Raw genomic sequence first — 19,008 nt, 5'->3', positions numbered from 1 at the left:
AGTGCGTGCCCCGGGGTCGTCGTCAGTCCAGGAGATTCCGCAACCGTGGCTTCCACGAACGACCTCAAGAATGGCCTGGTGCTCAAGCTGGAAGGCGGGCAGCTCTGGTCCGTCGTCGAGTTCCAGCACGTCAAGCCCGGCAAGGGCCCCGCATTCGTGCGCACCAAGCTCAAGAACGTGCTTTCCGGCAAGGTCGTCGACAAGACGTTCAACGCCGGCGTCAAGGTCGAGACCGCCACTGTCGACAAGCGCGACATGCAGTTCTCGTACATGGACGGCGAGTACTTCGTCTTCATGGACATGGAGACCTACGACCAGCTCATGGTCGACCGCAAGGCCGTCGGAGACGCGGCCAACTTCCTGATCGAGGGCTTCACGGCCACCGTCGCGCAGCACGAGGGCGAGGTGCTCTTCGTGGAGCTGCCGGCCGCCGTCGAGCTCGTGGTGCAGGAGACCGAGCCGGGCCTGCAGGGCGACCGCTCCACCGGCGGCACCAAGCCCGCCACCCTGGAGACCGGTCACCAGATCCAGGTCCCGCTCTTCATCACCACCGGTGAGAAGATCAAGGTCGACACCCGCACCAGCGACTACCTCGGCCGGGTGAACAGCTAACCGTGGCTGCCCGCAACACGGCCCGCAAGCGCGCCTTCCAGATCCTCTTCGAGGGCGACCAGCGCGGAGTCGACGTCCTGACGGTCCTCGCGGACTGGATCCGGCTCTCCCGGGCCGACACCCGGCAGCCGCCGGTCAGCGAGTACACCATGCAGCTGGTCGAGGGCTACGCGGAGCACGCGCGGCGCATCGACGAGCTGATCGCCCAGTACGCGGTCGGCTGGACGCTCGACCGGATGCCGGTCGTCGACCGCAACCTCCTGCGTCTCGGCGCCTACGAGCTCATCTGGGCCGACGAGACCCCGGACGCGGTCGTCCTCGACGAGATGGTGCAGCTGGCGAAGGAGTTCTCCACGGACGAGTCGCCCTCGTTCGTCAACGGTCTGCTCGGCAGACTGAAGGAGCTCAAGCCGTCGCTGCGCCGGACCGGCGAGTAGGTCCACGGGAAAACCGGCGAACCGCGGGCCCACGGGGGCCTGCGGGCCGCCTGTGGCTGCCCGCGCGGCCTTTCCGCGCCCTCGCGGGGGCGCGGACACGCCGGAGGGCCCACAGCGCAGGCTGTGGGCCCTCCGGCGTCGTACGAAGCAGGCCGGGGTGGCCGGAACCATCAGGTTCCGGCCACCCCGGCGGCACGTTTCTGCAGAGCTCTGCGGGCCCGCTGGGCCTCAGCCCTCCTCGTGGGCGACCGCGCGCCGCGCGTCCGCGTCCAGCACGCCCCAGTTGATCAGCTGCTCGGTGAGGACCGAGGGCGACTGGTCGTAGATGACGGCGAGGGTGCGCAGGTCGTCCTGGCGGATCGACAGCACCTTGCCGTTGTAGTCGCCGCGCTGGGACTGGATCGTGGCCGCGTACCGCTGCAGCGGACCGGCCTTCTCGACCGGCACGTGGGCCAGCCGCTCCAGGTCCAGGACCAGCTTCGGCGGGGGCTCGGCCGCCCCGCCCGGCGTGGTGCCCGGCAGCAGTTCCTGCACGGGAACGCCGTAGAAATCCGCCAGCTCGGCAAGACGCTGCACGGTCACGGCACGGTCGCCGCGCTCGTACGAACCGACCACGACCGCCTTCCAGCGTCCCTGGGACTTCTCCTCGACACCGTGGAGGGAAAGGCCCTGCTGGGTGCGGATGGCCCGGAGCTTGGCCCCGAGCTGCTTGGCGTATTCGCTGGACATATAGCTCCCGGCAATGGGTCGACGCGGCACGAGCCGCGTGCTGGTAACTCACTGTGAGGTTACGCAGCGTGATTCTTCTGCGTCAAGCCGAATGGTCCACACCGACTCTTCCGTGGTATCGATGGCCGATTGAGCCAAGGGGGTGATCAGGGGCGCCCCTCGGGCCTGGTAGCGTGGATGGCGCAAATCCGACGTCCTTTAAGGTCCGTCCCGTGAGGCGGAGAAGGAGGTCCGTTTCTTATGGACAAGCAGGACACCCAGCAGGATCCCCGGCAAGCCGATGCCCGGCCCGTACTCGAGGGCCCCGACATCGCGCGTGTGCTGACCCGCATCGCCCACGAGATCGTCGAACGCGCCAAGGGCGCCGACGACGTGGTGCTGCTCGGCATCCCGACCCGCGGCGTCTTCCTCGCCCGGCGGCTAGCCGACAAGCTCGAGCAGATCACCGACCGCAAGGTTCCGGTCGGCTCCCTCGACATCACCATGTACCGCGACGACCTGCGCATGCACCCGCCGCGTGCGCTGGCCCGCACCGAGATCCCCGGCGACGGCCTGGACGGCAGGCTGGTCGTCCTCGTCGACGACGTGCTCTTCTCCGGTCGTACCATCCGCGCCGCCCTCGACGCCCTGAACGACCTCGGGCGCCCCCGCGCGGTCCAGCTCGCGGTCCTCGTCGACCGCGGCCACCGGGAACTGCCCATCCGCGCCGACTACGTCGGCAAGAACCTCCCCACGTCGTTGCGGGAGACGGTCAAGGTCCAGCTCGCCGAGGAGGACGGTCGCGACACCGTGCTGCTCGGTGTGAAGCAGACCGCCCAGCAGTAGGCACGCGCGCGTGCGGCCCGTGGCCGCGCGTCGCGCAGCCGTGCCCCCTGCACGCCCGTGATCTCCCACATGTCTGAACTGCCTTACGGAGCCTGACAGATGCAGCGTCATCTCATCTCGGCCGCCGACCTCACCCGCGACGACGCCGTCCTGATCCTCGACACCGCCGAGGAGATGGCCCGGGTCGCCGACCGGCCCATCAAGAAACTGCCGACCCTGCGCGGCCGCACGATCGTCAACCTCTTCTTCGAGGACTCCACGCGCACGCGCATCTCCTTCGAGGCCGCCGAGAAGCGCCTCTCCGCGGACGTGATCAACTTCTCCGCCAAGGGGTCGAGCGTCTCCAAGGGCGAGTCCCTGAAGGACACCGCGCAGACCCTGGAGGCGATGGGCGTCGACGCGGTCGTCATCCGGCACGGCGCCTCCGGAGCGCCCTACCGCCTGGCCACGTCCGGCTGGATCGACGCGGTCGTCGTCAACGCGGGGGACGGCACCCACCAGCACCCCACCCAGGCCCTCCTGGACGCCTTCACCATGCGCCGCCGGCTGGTCGGCCGGGACGCCGGGATCGGCCAGGACCTCTCCGGCAGGCGCATCACGATCGTCGGAGACGTGCTGCACAGCCGGGTCGCCCGCTCCAACGTCGACCTGCTGCACACACTCGGCGCCGAGGTCACCCTGGTCGCCCCGCCCACCCTCGTGCCGGTCGGCATCGAGACCTGGCCCTGCGAGGTGTCGTACGACCTCGACAGCACGCTGCCCAAGTCCGACGCGGTGATGATGCTGCGCGTGCAGCGCGAGCGGATGAACGCCGCGTTCTTCCCGACGGAGCGCGAGTACTCGCGGCGGTACGGCCTCGACGGCGACCGGATGGCGCGGATGCCCGAGCACGCGATCGTGATGCACCCCGGCCCGATGGTCCGCGGCATGGAGATCACCGCCGAGGTCGCCGACTCCGAGCGCTGCACCGTCGTCGAGCAGGTCGCCAACGGCGTGTCCATCCGGATGGCCGTCCTCTACCTGCTCCTGGGCGGCAACGAACCCGCCGTCAGCCACGCCCGTACCACCGAGGAGAAGTAAGCACATGAGCAAGATCCTGATCCGCGGTGCGAAGGTGCTCGGCGGCGAGCCGCAGGACGTCCTGATCGACGGTCCCACGATCGCCGAGGTGGGCACGGGCCTGAGCGCCGAGGGCGCCGAGGTCGTCGAGGCCGCGGGCAAGGTGCTGCTGCCGGGCCTGGTCGACCTGCACACCCATCTGCGCGAGCCGGGCCGTGAGGACTCCGAGACAGTGCTGACGGGCACCCGCGCGGCCGCTTCCGGCGGCTACACGGCCGTCTTCGCCATGGCCAACACCTTCCCGGTCGCCGACACCGCCGGCGTGGTCGAGCAGGTCTACCGGCTCGGGCAGGAGCACGGCTACTGCGACGTGCAGCCCATCGGCGCGGTCACCGTCGGCCTCGAGGGCCGCAAGCTCGCCGAGCTGGGCGCCATGCACGAGTCCGCCGCCGGCGTCACCGTCTTCTCCGACGACGGCAAGTGCGTCGACGACGCGGTGATCATGCGCCGGGCCCTGGAGTACGTGAAGGCCTTCGGCGGGGTCGTCGCCCAGCACGCTCAGGAGCCGCGGCTGACCGAGGGCGCCCAGATGAACGAGGGCGTCGTCTCCGCCGAGCTGGGGCTCGGCGGCTGGCCCGCGGTCGCCGAGGAGTCGATCATCGCCCGGGACGTCCTGCTCGCCGAGCACGTGGGCTCCCGCGTCCACATCTGCCACCTGTCCACCGCCGGGTCGGTCGAGATCGTCCGCTGGGCCAAGTCGCGCGGCATCGACGTCACCGCCGAGGTCACCCCGCACCACCTGCTCCTCACGGACGAACTGGTCCGCTCGTACAACCCGGTCTACAAGGTGAACCCGCCGCTGCGCACCGAGAAGGACGTGCTGGCCCTGCGCGAGGCGCTCGCCGACGGCACGATCGACATCGTCGCCACCGACCACGCCCCGCACCCGCACGAGGACAAGGACTGCGAGTGGGCCGCGGCCGCCATGGGCATGGTCGGCCTGGAGACCGCGCTGTCCGTGGTCCAGGAGACGATGGTGGAGACGGGCCTGCTGGACTGGGCCGGGGTCGCGAGCCGGATGTCGTTCAGGCCCGCCCTCATCGGGCAGGCGACGGGCCACGGCCGCCCCGTCTCGGCAGGTGAGCCCGCCAACCTCACGCTCGTCGACACCGAATACCGTGGGTCCGTGGACCCCGCGGGCTTCGCCTCGCGCAGCCGGAACACCCCGTACGAGGGTCGTGAGCTGCCGGGCCGTGTCACGCACACGTGGCTCCGGGGCAAGGCCACGCTCGTCGACGGGAAGCTCACGTGACATCTGCACTACTGCTCGCGGCCGAGAAGGAATCGGCCCAAGTGACCGACTGGTCCGCCCGGGCCGGCTGGGTGGTCGGCCTCGGACTGTTCGTCGCGCTCGTGTACTGGCTGATGCGCGAGGGCTGGAAGTGGCGCGGCACGCTCCAGGGCGACCTGCCCGAGCTGCCCGCCCGCCCGTCTCCCACCACCGCCCTCGACGGAGGCGGCGAGCCGCCGCCTGGAATGCCGGACGAGCCCGGTCCGGTGAGACTGAGCATGAGCGGCCGCTACCACGGCTCCACCACCGCCGGGCAGTGGCTCGACCGCATCGTGGCGCACGGCCTCGGCGCCCGCAGCCGGGTCGAGCTCACCCTGACGGACGCGGGACTCGACGTCGTACGCCCCGGCGCGAGCGACTTCTTCATCCCGGCCGACGCGCTGCGCGAGGCCCTGCTCGGCAAGGGCATCGCCGGCAAGGTCCTCACCGAGGGCGGACTGCTCGTGGTGACGTGGGCGCACGGCGACCGGCTGATCGACTCCGGCTTCCGCTCGGACCACGCGGCCGAGCACGGCGCATGGGTCGACGCCATCAACTCAATGATCAAGAACGACACGACGGAAGGCGCACGATGACGACCTCCACCAGGGGAGCCGCCAAGGCTCCCGCCGTACTCGTCCTGGAGGACGGCCGCATCTTCCGCGGTCGTGCCTACGGGGCCGTGGGGGAGACCTTCGGCGAAGCGGTGTTCTCCACCGGCATGACCGGCTACCAGGAGACCCTGACCGACCCGTCGTACGACCGTCAGATCGTCGTCGCGACCGCCCCGCAGATCGGCAACACCGGCTGGAACGACGAGGACGACGAGTCCGGCCGCATCTGGGTCTCCGGTTACGTCGTACGCGACCCCGCGCGCGTGCCCTCCAACTGGCGCGCCAGGCGCTCCCTCGACGACGAGCTCGTCGCCCAGGGGATCGTCGGGATCTCCGGCGTCGACACCCGCGCCCTCACCCGCCACCTGCGCGAGGGCGGCTCGATGCGGGCCGGCGTCTTCTCCGGCGAGGCGATCGCCCCGGACGCCGAGCTCCTCGCGCGTGTGCGGGCCCAGCCGCACATGAAGGGCGCGAGCCTGTACGAGGAGGTCGCCACCAAGGTGGCCTACGTGGTGCCCGCGGTCGGCGAGAAGCGCTTCACCGTGGCCGCCATCGACCTCGGCATCAAGGGCATGACCCCGCACCGCATGGCCGAGCGCGGCATCGAGGTGCACGTGCTGCCCGCGACGGCGTCGGTGGACGAGGTGTACGCCGTGAACCCCGACGGCGTGTTCTTCTCCAACGGCCCGGGCGACCCGGCCACCGCCGAAGGCCCCGTCGCGCTCATGACCGAGGTGCTGGAGCGCAGGACGCCGCTGTTCGGCATCTGCTTCGGCAACCAGATCCTCGGGCGCGCCCTCGGCTTCGGCACCTACAAGCTGAAGTACGGCCACCGCGGCATCAACCAGCCGGTCCAGGACCGCACGACCGGCAAGGTCGAGGTCACCGCGCACAACCACGGCTTCGCCGTGGACGCGCCGCTCGACAAGGTCAGCGAGACGAAGTTCGGCCGCGCCGAGGTCTCGCACGTCTGCCTCAACGACGACGTCGTGGAGGGGCTGCAGCTGCTCGACCAGCCGGCCTTCTCCGTCCAGTACCACCCCGAAGCGGCGGCGGGCCCGCACGACGCCGCCTACCTGTTCGACCGCTTCGTATCCCTGATGGAGGGCCAGCGTGCCTAAGCGCACCGATATCCAGTCCGTCCTGGTCATCGGCTCCGGCCCGATCGTCATCGGCCAGGCCGCCGAGTTCGACTACTCCGGCACCCAGGCGTGCCGCATCCTGCGCGCCGAGGGCCTCAGGGTGATCCTGGTCAACTCCAACCCGGCGACGATCATGACCGACCCGGAGATCGCCGACGCCACCTACGTCGAGCCGATCACCCCGGAGTTCGTCGAGAAGATCATCGCCAAGGAGCGCCCCGACGCGCTGCTGCCGACGCTCGGCGGCCAGACCGCCCTGAACACCGCGATCTCCATGCACGAGCAGGGTGTGCTGGAGAAGTACGGTGTCGAGCTGATCGGCGCCAACGTCGAGGCGATCAACAAGGGCGAGGACCGCGACCTCTTCAAGGGCGTCGTCGAAGCCGTCCGCGCGAAGATCGGGCACGGCGAGTCCGCCCGGTCCGTGATCTGCCACTCCATGGACGACGTCATCGCCGGCGTCGAGACGCTCGGCGGCTACCCCGTCGTCGTCCGCCCCTCCTTCACCATGGGCGGCGCCGGCTCCGGCTTCGCCCACGACGAGGAGGAGCTGCGCCGCATCGCCGGCCAGGGCCTCACCCTCTCGCCGACCACCGAGGTGCTCCTGGAGGAGTCCATCCTCGGCTGGAAGGAGTACGAGCTGGAGCTCATGCGCGACAAGCACGACAACGTCGTGGTCGTCTGCTCCATCGAGAACTTCGATCCCATGGGCGTCCACACCGGCGACTCGATCACCGTGGCTCCCGCGATGACCCTGACCGACCGCGAGTACCAGGTGTTGCGCGACGTCGGCATCGCGATCATCCGCGAGGTCGGCGTGGACACCGGTGGCTGCAACATCCAGTTCGCGGTGAACCCCGAGGACGGCCGCGTCATCGTCATCGAGATGAACCCGCGCGTGTCGCGCTCGTCGGCCCTGGCCTCGAAGGCTACCGGGTTCCCGATCGCCAAGATCGCGGCCAAGCTCGCCGTCGGTTACACCCTCGACGAGATCCCCAACGACATCACGCAGGAGACCCCGGCCTCCTTCGAGCCGACGCTCGACTACGTGGTCGTCAAGGCCCCGCGTTTCGCCTTCGAGAAGTTCCCGTCCGCCGACTCCACCCTCACCACGACCATGAAGTCGGTCGGCGAGGCCATGGCCATCGGCCGCAACTTCACCGAGGCCTTCCAGAAGGCGCTGCGCTCACTGGAGAAGAAGGGCAGCCAGTTCACCTTCGTCGGAGAGCCCGGCGACAAGGACGAGCTGCTGCGGGAGTCCGTCCGGCCCACCGACGGCCGGATCAACACCGTCATGCAGGCCATCCGCGCGGGCGCGACCCCCGAGGAGGTCTTCGAGTTCACGAAGATCGACCCCTGGTTCGTCGACCAGCTCTTCCTCATCAAGGAGATCGCCGACGAGCTGGCCGCAGCCGACCGCCTGAACGCCGGCCTGCTCTCCGAGGCCAAGCGGCACGGCTTCTCCGACCAGCAGATCGCCGAGATCCGCGGGCTGCGCGAGGACGTCGTGCGCGAGGTCCGGCACGCCCTGGGCGTCCGCCCCGTCTACAAGACGGTAGACACCTGCGCCGCCGAGTTCGCCGCGAAGACCCCGTACTTCTACTCCTCCTATGACGAGGAGAACGAGGTCGCACCCCGCGAGAAGCCCGCGGTCATCATCCTGGGCTCCGGCCCGAACCGCATCGGCCAGGGCATCGAGTTCGACTACTCCTGTGTCCACGCCTCCTTCGCGCTGTCGGACGCCGGGTACGAGACGGTGATGGTCAACTGCAACCCGGAGACCGTCTCCACCGACTACGACACCTCCGACCGCCTGTACTTCGAGCCGTTGACGCTCGAGGACGTGCTGGAGATCGTCCACGCGGAGGCGCAGGCCGGGCCGATCGCCGGCGTCGTCGTGCAGCTCGGCGGCCAGACCCCGCTGGGCCTGGCCCAGGCCCTCAAGGACAACGGCGTGCCGATCGTCGGCACGCCCCCGGAGGCCATCCACGCGGCCGAGGACCGGGGCGCCTTCGGACGCGTGCTCGCCGAGGCCGGTCTCCCGGCTCCCAAGCACGGCACCGCCACCACCTTCACCGGGGCCAAGGCCATCGCCGACGAGATCGGCTACCCGGTCCTCGTGCGGCCGTCGTACGTGCTCGGCGGCCGCGGCATGGAGATCGTCTACGACGAGACCCGGCTGGCCTCCTACATCGCCGAGTCGACCGAGATCAGCCCCACCCGGCCGGTACTCGTCGACCGCTTCCTCGACGACGCCATCGAGATCGACGTCGACGCGCTCTACGACGGCGACGAGCTGTACCTCGGCGGCGTGATGGAGCACATCGAGGAGGCCGGCATCCACTCCGGCGACTCGGCGTGCGCCCTGCCCCCCATCACCCTGGGCGGCTTCGACATCAAGCGGCTGCGCGCCTCCACCGAGGCGATCGCCAAGGGCGTCGGCGTGCGCGGACTGATCAACATCCAGTTCGCGATGGCCGGCGACATCCTCTACGTCCTCGAGGCCAACCCGCGCGCGTCCCGCACCGTCCCCTTCACCTCGAAGGCGACCGCGGTACCGCTGGCGAAGGCCGCCGCCCGGATCTCGCTCGGCGCGACCATCGCCGAACTGCGCGCCGAGGGACTGCTCCCGGCGACCGGCGACGGCGGCGAGCTGCCCCTGGACGCGCCGATCTCCGTCAAGGAGGCCGTGATGCCGTGGAGCCGGTTCCGGGACACCTCAGGGCGCGGCGTCGACACCGTCCTCGGCCCGGAGATGCGCTCCACCGGCGAGGTCATGGGCATCGACTCCGTCTTCGGCACGGCGTACGCCAAGTCCCAGGCGGCCGCGTACGGCCCGCTGCCCACCAAGGGCCGCGCGTTCATCTCGGTCGCCAACCGGGACAAGCGCTCGATGATCTTCCCCGCGCGCGAACTGGTCGCCCACGGCTTCGAACTGCTCGCCACCTCCGGCACGGCCGAGGTCCTCAAGCGCAACGGCATCAACGCCACGGTGGTGCGCAAGCAGTCCGAGGGCACCGGCCCCAACGGCGAGAAGACGATCGTCCAGTACATCCACGACGGCGACGTCGACCTCATCGTGAACACCCCGTACGGCACCGGCGGCCGGCTCGACGGCTACGAGATCCGTACGGCGGCCGTGGCGCGGTCCGTGCCGTGCCTGACGACGGTGCAGGCACTCGCCGCCGCCGTCCAGGGCATCGACGCCCTCAACCGCGGGGACGTGGGAGTCCGCTCGCTCCAGGAACACGCGGAACACCTGACCGCGGCTCGCGACTAGCACCTGAAGAGGGGGACACCGGAAACGGTGTCCCCCTCTTCATGAGGCCCCCTCTTCATGAGGATCCCTCTGCACGAGGCCCGCGCTCCACGGGGCTCATGAGGCTCTCCGAAGGACACCTGAGACATGTACAAGCTCTTCTTCCGTCTGGTCTTCACCCGGATGGACCCCGAGAACGCCCACCACCTGGCCTTCCGCTGGATCCGCCTCGCCGCCCGCGTGCCGGTGCTGCGCACGTTCCTCGCGGCGGCGCTGGCGCCCCGCTACCGGGAGCTGCGCACGGAGGCCTTCGGGCTGCGCATGCACGGCCCGTTCGGGCTCGCGGCCGGCTTCGACAAGAACGCCGTCGCGATCGACGGGATGTCGATGCTGGGCTTCGACCACGTCGAGATCGGCACGGTCACCGGCGAGGCCCAGACCGGCAATCCCAGGAAGCGACTGTTCCGGCTCGTGCGGGACCGCGGGCTCATCAACCGGATGGGCTTCAACAACGACGGCTCGCTGGCCGTAGCCGCGCGCCTGGCCTCCCGTACGCCCGTTTTCAAGCCCGTCGTCGGCGTCAACATCGGCAAGACCAAGGTCGTACCGGAGGAGGAGGCCGTCGCCGACTACGTGAAGTCGGCCGAGCGGCTCGCGCCGTACGCGGACTACCTGGTCGTCAACGTGTCCTCGCCTAACACGCCGGGCCTGCGGAACCTCCAGGCCACCGAGGCGCTGCGGCCGCTGCTGAGCGCCGTGCGCGCGGCCGCCGACCGTGCGGTCGCCACGCGCCGTGTCCCGCTGCTGGTGAAGATCGCCCCGGACCTCGCCGACGAGGACGTCGACGCGGTCGCCGACCTCGCCGTGGAGCTCGGTCTGGACGGGATCATCGCCACGAACACCACCATCGCCCGCGAGGGCCTCGGCCTGACGTCGGAGCCCTCCCTGGTGAAGGAGACCGGCGGCCTGTCCGGAGCGCCCCTCAAGGCGCGCTCCCTGGAGGTGCTGCGTCGTCTCTACGCGCGCGTGGGCGACCGCGTGATCCTGGTCGGCGTCGGCGGCGTGGAGAACGCCGAGGACGCCTGGCAGCGCATCCTGGCCGGCGCGACCCTGGTACAGGGGTACAGCGCCTTCGTCTACGAGGGGCCCTTCTGGGGCCGGGCCATCCACAAGGGCCTCGCCGCCCGCCTGCGGACGAGCCCTTACGCCACACTCGCCGACGCGGTCGGCGCCGACGTGAGGAAGACGGCATGATCATGGAGCCCTTCGGCGCGCGCCTGCGGCGGGCGATGGACGAGCGCGGTCCGCTGTGCGTCGGCATCGACCCGCACGCCTCCCTGCTCGCCGAGTGGGGTCTGAACGACGACGTCGCCGGTCTGGAGCGGTTCAGCCGCACGGTCGTCGAGGCGACGGCCGACCGGGTCGCCCTGCTGAAGCCGCAGAGCGCCTTCTTCGAGCGGTTCGGCTCGCGCGGGGTGGCCGTCCTGGAGACGACGGTGCGGGAGGCGCGGGCGGCGGGCGCCCTGGTCGTCATGGACGCCAAGCGCGGCGACATCGGCTCGACCATGGCCGCCTACGCCGAGTCGTTCCTGCACAAGGACGCTCCGCTGTTCTCCGACGCTCTCACCGTCTCCCCCTACCTCGGCTACGGATCGCTCTCGCCGGCGGTCGCGCTGGCCCGGGAGAGCGGCGCCGGACTGTTCGTGCTGGCGCTGACCTCCAACCCGGAGGGCCGCGAGGTCCAGCACGCGGTGCGGGCCGACGGACGCGACGTGGGCGCGACGATGCTGGCGCACCTGGCCGCCGAGAACGTGGGGGAGGAGCCCCTGGGTTCCTTCGGCGCGGTCGTCGGGGCGACGCTGGGCGACCTCTCGACGTACGACCTGGACATCAACGGCCCGCTTCTCGCGCCCGGCGTCGGCGCCCAGGGGGCGACGCCGGCCGATCTTCCCCGGGTCTTCGGGTCCGCGGTGCGCAACGTCGTCCCGAACGTGAGCCGGGGCGTCCTGCGGCACGGTCCCGACGTCGTCGCTCTGCGTGACGAGGTGGAGCGGTTCGCGTACGAGGTCCGGACCGCCGTGAGCGCCGCCTGACCGTCCTCCGACCGCCGCCCGGGGCGCGCCGGCCGCCCGACCGGGGGTTCGGTGGGGCGGCTCCGGGGCGACTTGAGCCTGGATACATCCTCAAATCCAGGGCAGTATGTCTCAAATGTCCGGCCCTGCGGAGGCTGACCAGGACTTTTCCTCTGTTCTCGCTGACTCTGGCGGAGTTGGCCGCTAGTCTCCGACGGAGAGTGAACGGGCAGCGCGTGTTGCTCGTATCTCACCAGGTGTGGGGCCACTAGGTTCCTCACCGGTCCGTATCCGACAGTTCGACATCCGAGGTGACGTAGGCGTGGCTCTTCCGCCCCTTACCCCCGAACAGCGCGCAGCCGCGCTCGAAAAGGCCGCCGCGGCTCGCCGGGAGCGGGCCGAGGTCAAGAATCGACTGAAGCACTCCGGCGCCTCCCTTCACGAGGTCATCAAGCAGGGTCAGGAAAACGACGTCATCGGCAAGATGAAGGTCTCCGCCCTCCTGGAGTCGCTCCCGGGCGTGGGCAAAGTCCGCGCCAAGCAGATCATGGAGCGGCTCGGCATCTCCGAGAGTCGCCGCGTGCGCGGCCTCGGCTCCAACCAGATCGCTTCCCTGGAGCGTGAGTTCGGCAGCACCGGCTCCTGATCCCCGGGTCCTGCCGGAAGGGAGTCCCGGGCACTCCGGGATTGCTGGAATAATCGCTGCATGGCAGTAAACCTCCGGGGGACGACCCCCGAACCCCCGGACGCACGTCCGCGGCTGACCGTGCTCTCCGGCCCCTCCGGGGTCGGCAAGAGCACGGTCGTCGCTCATATGCGCAAAAAACATCCCGAGGTCTGGCTCTCGGTGTCGGCGACGACCCGTAAGCCCCGGCCCGGCGAACGGCACGGCGTCCACTATTTCTTCGTCACCGACGACGAGATGGACAAGCTGATCGCCAACGGCGAGCTGCTGGAGTGGGCCGAGTTCGCCGGCAACCGCTACGGAACTCCGCGCGCCGCCGTGCTGGAGCGCCTGGAGTCGGGCGAGCCGGTGCTCCTGGAGATCGACCTCCAGGGCGCCCGTCAGGTCCGCGAGTCCATGTCGGAGGCCCGGCTGGTGTTCCTGGCCCCTCCCTCGTGGGACGAGCTGGTGCGCAGGCTCACCGGGCGGGGTACCGAACCGCCCGAGGTGATCGAGCGCCGCCTGGAGGCGGCGAAGATCGAACTCGCGGCCGAGCCGGAGTTCGACGTGACCCTGGTCAACACCTCCGTCGAGGACGTGGCGCGCGAGCTGCTAGCCTTGATGGATGTTGTGTGATCACGAATCTGTGATCATGACCTATTTTTTCCCATCCATCGGAAGGTAGAGCGTGTCCTCTTCCATCTCCGCGCCCGAGGGCATCATCAACCCGCCGATCGACGAGCTCCTCGAGGCAACCGACTCGAAGTACAGCCTCGTGATCTACGCGGCCAAGCGGGCCCGCCAGATCAACGCGTACTACTCGCAGCTCGGCGAGGGCCTCCTCGAGTACGTCGGTCCGCTCGTCGACACCCACGTCCACGAGAAGCCGCTGTCGATCGCCCTCCGCGAGATCAACGCCGGTCTGCTGACGTCCGAGGCCGTCGAGGGCCCCGCGCAGTAGTATTTTCGGCTCACCGTGGGTTTTTCCACAGGCCCGGCAGCGCGACTGCCGGGCCTGTGGTGTGTGATGGACCCGTACGCCGGGAGCCGCGGCGTACCCGCGCCGAGGTCCGGGGAGAAACGGTGGACAAGCCGAAGGTCGTTCTGGGGGTCAGCGGCGGCATCGCCGCCTACAAGGCCTGCGAGCTGCTGCGCAGACTGACGGAGTCGGGCCATGACGTGCGTGTCGTGCCCACCGCCTCCGCGCTGCACTTCGTCGGCGCCGCCACCTGGTCCGCCCTCTCCGGCCACCCCGTCTCCACGGAGGTGTGGGAGGACGTCCACGAGGTCCCGCACGTCCGCATCGGCCAGCACGCCGACCTGGTGGTCGTCGCCCCCGCCACGGCGGACATGCTCGCCAAGGCCGCCCACGGCCTCGCCGACGACCTCCTCACCAACACCCTCCTCACCGCCCGCTGTCCGGTCGTCTTCGCCCCCGCGATGCACACCGAGATGTGGGAACACCCGGCCACCCAGGAGAACGTGGCGACACTGCGCCGCCGGGGCGCCCTCGTGATCGAGCCGGCCGTCGGGCGCCTCACCGGCGTCGACACCGGCAAGGGCCGGCTGCCCGACCCGGCCGAGATCTTCGAGGTCTGCCGCCGGGTGCTGGCCCGAGGCGTCCGGGAGCCCGATCTGACCGGCCGGCACGTGGTGATCAGCGCCGGCGGCACCCGCGAGCCCCTCGACCCGGTCCGCTTCCTCGGCAACCGCTCCTCCGGCAAGCAGGGGTACGCCCTGGCCCGCACCGCCGCCGCCCGCGGCGCCCGCGTCACGCTCATAGCGGCCAACGCCGGTCTGCCCGATCCCGCGGGGGTCGACGTGGTCCCCGTGGGTACGGCCGTGCAGCTGCGGGAGGCGGTCCTCAAGGCCGCGGCCGACGCCGACGCGGTCGTCATGGCCGCAGCTGTGGCCGACTTCCGGCCGCAGACCTACGCGGCCGGCAAGATCAAGAAGAAGGACGGCGAGGAGCCCGCCCCCGTCGTCCTGGTGCGAAATCCGGACATCCTCGCGGAGCTGTCCGCCGACCGGGCGCGCCCCAACCAGGTGGTTGTCGGCTTCGCCGCCGAGACCGACGACGTCCTGGCGAACGGCCGGACGAAACTGCGGCGCAAGGGCTGCGACCTGCTAGTGGTGAACGAGGTGGGGGAGCGCAGGACCTTCGGCTCCGAGGAGAACGAGGCCGTCGTGCTGGGGGCCGACGGCAGCGAAACCCCCGTGGCCCATGGTCCGAAGGAGGCCTTGGCCGACATCGTGTGGGACCTGGTGGCACAGCGTCTGAGCTGACCGTCCGGCCCGCCCGCGAGCACGCCGGTCCCGGCCGGATTCGGGTCCGCGTCCCCTGGCCAAGGGTGGCGGGCATTCGGCAGAATGCCCGTGCCGCAGGTCACAGCGCTCCCGAGAGGCGAGACGGGTGGGCCGGTGGCGGGGCACGACCGATAAACTGTTCTCGGACGACGCCGGGCGCAGCTCCTGTCGCGTCCGCCAATGATCAGCCAGCAGCCGCTGCAACCCCAGGGAGCGTTGTGTCCCGTCGCCTGTTCACTTCGGAGTCTGTGACCGAGGGTCACCCCGACAAGATCGCTGACCAGATCAGCGACACCATCCTCGACGCCCTGCTGCGTGAGGACCCGGCCTCCCGGGTCGCCGTCGAGACCCTGATCACGACCGGTCTGGTGCACGTGGCCGGCGAGGTCACTACCAAGGCCTACGCGCCGATCCCCCAGCTGGTGCGCGACAAGATCCTCGAGATCGGCTACGACTCCTCCAAGAAGGGCTTCGACGGCGCCTCCTGCGGCGTCTCGGTGTCCATCGGCGCGCAGTCCGCGGACATCGCCCAGGGCGTCGACACGGCGTACGAGGCCCGGGTCGAGGGGTCCGCCGCAGGTGAGGAAGGGGACGAGCTGGACCGGCAGGGGGCCGGTGACCAGGGCCTGATGTTCGGCTACGCCTCCGACGAGACGCCGACGCTGATGCCGCTGCCGATCTTCCTGGCGCACCGGCTGTCGAAGCGCCTGTCGGACGTCCGCAAGAACGGGACCATCCCCTACCTGCGCCCGGACGGCAAGACCCAGGTCACCATCGAGTACGACGGGGACAAGGCGGTCCGGCTGGACACCGTCGTCGTCTCCTCGCAGCACGCGTCCGACATCGACCTGGACTCGCTGCTGGCCCCCGACATCCGCGAGTTCGTCGTGGAGCCGGAGCTGAAGGCGCTCCTGGACGAGGGCATCAAGCTCGACACCGACAACTACCGCCTGCTGGTGAACCCGACCGGCCGCTTCGAGATCGGCGGTCCGATGGGCGACGCCGGCCTCACCGGCCGCAAGATCATCATCGACACCTACGGCGGCTTCGCCCGGCACGGCGGCGGCGCGTTCTCGGGCAAGGACCCCTCCAAGGTCGACCGCTCGGCCGCGTACGCGATGCGCTGGGTGGCGAAGAACGTGGTGGCGGCGGGTCTGGCGGCCCGCTGCGAGGTCCAGGTCGCGTACGCGATCGGCAAGGCCGAGCCGGTCGGTCTGTTCGTCGAGACCTTCGGCACCGCCAAGGTCGACGTCGAGAAGATCGAGAAGGCCATCGACGACGTCTTCGACCTCCGCCCGGCCGCGATCATCCGCGATCTCGACCTGCTGCGGCCGATCTACGCCCAGACCGCCGCGTACGGTCACTTCGGCCGCGAGCTGCCCGACTTCACGTGGGAGCGCACGGACCGCGTGGACGCGCTGCGCGAGGCCGCCGGCCTGTAAGCAGCCGGTCGCGTCAGCGACTCCTCGAGGCCCGGCTCTCCCCTGGAGCGCCGGGCCTCGACGCGTCCCGGGAGAGGGCGGCCAGGGCGGAGAAACGGCTCGCGGCAGGGCGCGTGATCTCCCTAGGCTGGTGATCTTCCGGTGCGAAGACCGCGGCTACTTCGGTGGAGCGCGCCTTTGGGCGTGCGGTGAAACCGGGCAGGACCCCTGCCGCGGCCGGCCTGATCTCGGGAGGACTACTTGGGGGCGCCTTCGGGGCGCCCTCCGCTGTCAGTGGGGTTTGGTAAGAATGCAGGTGTGAGCAGCGAGAACGGGCAGGGGGGCGGTGGTGCGGCCGGGGAGGGCGCGCCGCCGGAGCAGCTCGCGCTGATCCGGGAGAGCGTCCGGCAGGCCAAGGCGCCGCGGGCCAAGCCCCGGACCTGGCGGGGAGCCGCGCTGGCCGAGGAGTTGCCGGTCGCGCGGGTGCTCGTCGACAAGGGCGTGCTGCATCTGGACCGGTACTTCGACTACGCGGTGCCGGCCGAGCTCGACGCCGACGCTCAGCCGGGGGTGCGGGTGCGGGTCCGCTTCGGAGCGGGACGCGGGCGGGTGCGGGAGGGCCGCCGCGAGGGCGGAGGCCTCATCGACGGCTTCCTCGTCGAGCGGCGCGCCGCGTCCGACTACTCCGGGCCGCTCGCGGCGCTCGCCCAGGTGGTGTCGCCCGAACGGGTGCTGAGCCAGGAACTGCTGGGGCTGGCTCGTGCCGTGGCCGACCGGTACGCCGGCAGCCTGGCCGACGTGTTGCAGCTCGCCGTGCCGCCGCGCAACGCCCGTGCCGAACAGCGGCCCTCGCCCGTGCCGTTGCCGCCGCCCGCCCCGCCGACGCCCGGTTCCTGGGACCGGTACGAGCGAGGCGGCGCGTTTCTCGAGTCCCTGGCGTCCGGCGGCGCGCCGCGCGCGGTGTGGAACGCGCTGCCCGGGCCCGAGTGGAGCGAGGAGCTGGCGCGGGCGGTCGCCGCGACACTCGCCTCGGGACGCGGAGCGCTGGTCGTCGTCCCCGACGGACGGGCCGCCGCCCGGGTCGACGCCGCACTGACGGCCTCGCTCGGGGAGGGGCGGCACGCCCTGCTCACCGCGGACGCCGGCCCCGAGAAGCGGTACCGGGAGTGGCTCGCCGTGCGGCGCGGGTCCGTGCGGGCGGTCGTCGGGACCCGCGCCGCGATGTTCGCGCCGGTCCAGGACCTCGGACTGCTCGCCCTGTGGGACGACGGGGACGACAGCCACAGCGAGCTGCACGCGCCGCAACCCCACGCGCGGGAGGTGCTCCTGCTGCGAGCGGCTCAGGACAGGTGCGGGTTTCTGATGGGCGGCTGGAGCTGCACCGTGGAAGGCGCCCAGCTGGTCGAGAGCGGGTGGGCCCGGCCGTTGGTCGCCCCGCGGGAGCAGGTGCGGCGCACCGTCCCGCTGGTGCGGACCGTGGGCGACCAGGATCTCGCCCGGGACGAGGCGGCCCGGGCAGCCCGGCTGCCGACCCTCGCCTGGCAGGCGGTCCGGGAGGGGCTGAAGAACGGTCCGGTGCTCGTGCAGGTGCCCCGGCGCGGGTACGTGCCGCGGATGGCCTGTGCGCAGTGCCGGGCCGCCGCCCGGTGCCGGCACTGTTCCGGACCGCTCGAGGCGCGGGGCGGCGGCGCGGGCGGCGCGCTGTGGTGCGGCTGGTGCGGGCGTGAGGAGGGGGCCTGGCACTGTCCCGAGTGCGGCTCGTTCCGGCTTCGGGCTCAGGTCGTGGGCGCACGGCGGACGGCGGAGGAGCTGGGGCGGGCGTTCCCCGCCGTCGCGGTGCGCACGTCGGGGCGTGAGCACGTACTGGACACCGTGCCGGGGGCGCCCGCTCTCGTGGTGTCCACGCCGGGCGCCGAGCCGGTTGCCGAGGGCGGGTACGCGGCGGCCCTGCTGCTGGACGGCTGGGCGATGCTGGGCCGGCCCGACCTGCGGGCAGGGGAGGACGCGTTGCGTCGCTGGGTCGCCGCCGCCGCCCTGGTCCGGCCGCAGGGCGACGGGGGGACGGTGGTCGTGGTCGCCGAGCCGACGTTGCGTCCGGTGCAGGCACTGGTGCGCTGGGATCCCGTGGGACACGCGGTGCGGGAGCTCGCCGAGCGGGCCGAGCTGGGTTTTCCGCCGGTGTCGCGGATGGCGGCGGTGTCGGGGACGGCGGAGGCGGTCACCGGGTTCCTCGCCGCCGTCGACCTGCCCGGCGAGGCGGAGGTGCTGGGGCCGGTCCCGGTTCCGGCCGAGCCTGCCGGGCGGCCCCGCCGTCCGGGGGCGCCGCCGCCGGGGGAGCAGTGGGAGCGGGCGTTGATCCGGGTGCCGCCGGGGAGCGGAGCCGCACTGGCCGCCGCGCTGAAGACGGCGCAGGCGGCGCGGATGGCCCGGACGAGCGGGGCGGGGCGTTCCGGGCGGGGCGCGGAGGAAGCCGTCCGGGTGCGGATCGATCCGCCGGACATCGGGTGAGGCAGAGCGAGGACGAGCCCGAGGCCGAG

At 71.2% G+C, this 19,008-nt stretch carries 17 protein-coding genes; 16 read left to right on the top strand and 1 reads right to left on the bottom strand.

The genetic code is table 11. The features are described from left to right. The first annotated feature begins 45 nt into the window (after nt 1-45). Together efp and nusB are read left to right on the top strand one after the other, a co-directional pair. Nucleotides 46-612 (top strand): elongation factor P, encoded by a 567-nt coding sequence (gene efp / locus QF032_RS08015; RefSeq protein WP_020117452.1) that lies wholly within the window; start codon nt 46-48, stop codon nt 610-612. A 2-nt stretch (nt 613-614) separates the two neighbouring features. Continuing rightward, on the top strand, nt 615-1,049 hold the full coding sequence (gene nusB, locus QF032_RS08010) for a transcription antitermination factor NusB (protein WP_307041141.1): 435 nt from the start codon (nt 615-617) through the stop codon (nt 1,047-1,049). A 228-nt stretch (nt 1,050-1,277) separates the two neighbouring features. Here the strand turns inward: nusB and bldD are convergent, their stop codons facing one another. Further along, nucleotides 1,278-1,778 carry a transcriptional regulator BldD gene (gene bldD, locus QF032_RS08005; RefSeq protein WP_107444999.1) on the bottom strand — a complete coding sequence of 167 codons (501 nt, stop codon included), beginning with the start codon at nt 1,776-1,778 and terminating at the stop codon, nt 1,278-1,280. Nucleotides 1,779-2,018: 240 nt separating this feature from the next. Between bldD and pyrR the strand changes: the two genes are divergently transcribed. From pyrR to QF032_RS07935, 14 genes are all read left to right on the top strand, one after another. Next, nucleotides 2,019-2,603, top strand: a complete 585-nt coding sequence (pyrR, locus tag QF032_RS08000; protein WP_306953951.1) for a bifunctional pyr operon transcriptional regulator/uracil phosphoribosyltransferase PyrR — start codon at nt 2,019-2,021, stop codon at nt 2,601-2,603. 99 nt (nt 2,604-2,702) lie between these two features. Continuing rightward, the gene (locus QF032_RS07995) at nt 2,703-3,683 is read left to right on the top strand and encodes an aspartate carbamoyltransferase catalytic subunit (RefSeq protein ID WP_107445001.1); all 981 of its coding nucleotides are present in this window, start codon (nt 2,703-2,705) and stop codon (nt 3,681-3,683) included. Between the two features lie 4 nt (nt 3,684-3,687). After that, nucleotides 3,688-4,974: a dihydroorotase gene (locus QF032_RS07990; protein WP_306953953.1), complete on the top strand. Its 1,287-nt coding sequence runs from the start codon at nt 3,688-3,690 to the stop codon at nt 4,972-4,974. Then, nucleotides 4,971-5,588 carry a PH-like domain-containing protein gene (locus QF032_RS07985; RefSeq protein WP_307055562.1) on the top strand — a complete coding sequence of 206 codons (618 nt, stop codon included), beginning with the start codon at nt 4,971-4,973 and terminating at the stop codon, nt 5,586-5,588. The genes QF032_RS07990 and QF032_RS07985 overlap by 4 nt, the downstream gene beginning before the upstream one ends. Next, nucleotides 5,585-6,727 carry a glutamine-hydrolyzing carbamoyl-phosphate synthase small subunit gene (gene carA / locus QF032_RS07980; protein WP_306953955.1) on the top strand — a complete coding sequence of 381 codons (1,143 nt, stop codon included), beginning with the start codon at nt 5,585-5,587 and terminating at the stop codon, nt 6,725-6,727. The genes QF032_RS07985 and carA overlap by 4 nt, the downstream gene beginning before the upstream one ends. After that, nucleotides 6,720-10,028, top strand: coding sequence for a carbamoyl-phosphate synthase large subunit (carB, locus tag QF032_RS07975; protein WP_306953957.1), 3,309 nt, complete (start codon nt 6,720-6,722; stop codon nt 10,026-10,028). The genes carA and carB overlap by 8 nt, the downstream gene beginning before the upstream one ends. 126 nt (nt 10,029-10,154) lie before the next feature. Next, nucleotides 10,155-11,261, top strand: coding sequence for a quinone-dependent dihydroorotate dehydrogenase (locus QF032_RS07970; protein ID WP_307055560.1), 1,107 nt, complete (start codon nt 10,155-10,157; stop codon nt 11,259-11,261). Then, a complete protein-coding gene (gene pyrF / locus QF032_RS07965) occupies nt 11,258-12,100 on the top strand; it encodes an orotidine-5'-phosphate decarboxylase (RefSeq protein WP_307041134.1) in 843 nt (280 codons plus the stop codon). Before QF032_RS07970 ends, pyrF begins: the two co-directional genes overlap by 4 nt. A gap of 301 nt (nt 12,101-12,401) precedes the next feature. Next, on the top strand, nt 12,402-12,725 hold the full coding sequence (locus QF032_RS07960) for an integration host factor (RefSeq protein ID WP_003977346.1): 324 nt from the start codon (nt 12,402-12,404) through the stop codon (nt 12,723-12,725). A 60-nt stretch (nt 12,726-12,785) separates the two neighbouring features. Then, nucleotides 12,786-13,379 carry a guanylate kinase gene (gene gmk, locus QF032_RS07955; RefSeq protein WP_307041132.1) on the top strand — a complete coding sequence of 198 codons (594 nt, stop codon included), beginning with the start codon at nt 12,786-12,788 and terminating at the stop codon, nt 13,377-13,379. Nucleotides 13,380-13,431: 52 nt separating this feature from the next. After that, a complete protein-coding gene (gene rpoZ, locus QF032_RS07950; RefSeq protein ID WP_003988945.1) occupies nt 13,432-13,704 on the top strand; it encodes a DNA-directed RNA polymerase subunit omega in 273 nt (90 codons plus the stop codon). Between the two features lie 122 nt (nt 13,705-13,826). Next, on the top strand, nt 13,827-15,029 hold the full coding sequence (gene coaBC / locus QF032_RS07945; protein ID WP_307041130.1) for a bifunctional phosphopantothenoylcysteine decarboxylase/phosphopantothenate--cysteine ligase CoaBC: 1,203 nt from the start codon (nt 13,827-13,829) through the stop codon (nt 15,027-15,029). 239 nt (nt 15,030-15,268) lie between these two features. Next, nucleotides 15,269-16,492 carry a methionine adenosyltransferase gene (metK, locus tag QF032_RS07940; protein ID WP_307041129.1) on the top strand — a complete coding sequence of 408 codons (1,224 nt, stop codon included), beginning with the start codon at nt 15,269-15,271 and terminating at the stop codon, nt 16,490-16,492. A gap of 297 nt (nt 16,493-16,789) precedes the next feature. Then, nucleotides 16,790-18,979, top strand: coding sequence for a primosomal protein N' (locus QF032_RS07935; RefSeq protein ID WP_307055558.1), 2,190 nt, complete (start codon nt 16,790-16,792; stop codon nt 18,977-18,979). The last annotated feature ends 29 nt before the right edge of the window (nt 18,980-19,008 follow it).

The organism is Streptomyces achromogenes, assembly GCF_030816715.1.
GTDB lineage: Bacteria > Actinomycetota > Actinomycetes > Streptomycetales > Streptomycetaceae > Streptomyces > Streptomyces achromogenes_A.
The sequence above is the reverse complement of the archived record's forward strand: the minus strand, read 5'-3'. Positions and strand labels throughout refer to the sequence as shown.

Bases quoted from the DNA above. Each gene is read 5' to 3' on its own strand.
- bldD (WP_107444999.1), bottom strand. From the start codon at position 1,778: ATGTCCAGCGAATACGCCAAGCAGCTCGGGGCCAAGCTCCGGGCCATC.
- pyrR (WP_306953951.1), top strand. From the start codon at position 2,019: ATGGACAAGCAGGACACCCAGCAGGATCCCCGGCAAGCCGATGCCCGG.
- QF032_RS07995 (WP_107445001.1), top strand. From the start codon at position 2,703: ATGCAGCGTCATCTCATCTCGGCCGCCGACCTCACCCGCGACGACGCC.
- QF032_RS07990 (WP_306953953.1), top strand. From the start codon at position 3,688: ATGAGCAAGATCCTGATCCGCGGTGCGAAGGTGCTCGGCGGCGAGCCG.
- carA (WP_306953955.1), top strand. From the start codon at position 5,585: ATGACGACCTCCACCAGGGGAGCCGCCAAGGCTCCCGCCGTACTCGTC.
- QF032_RS07970 (WP_307055560.1), top strand. From the start codon at position 10,155: ATGTACAAGCTCTTCTTCCGTCTGGTCTTCACCCGGATGGACCCCGAG.
- pyrF (WP_307041134.1), top strand. From the start codon at position 11,258: ATGATCATGGAGCCCTTCGGCGCGCGCCTGCGGCGGGCGATGGACGAG.
- gmk (WP_307041132.1), top strand. From the start codon at position 12,786: ATGGCAGTAAACCTCCGGGGGACGACCCCCGAACCCCCGGACGCACGT.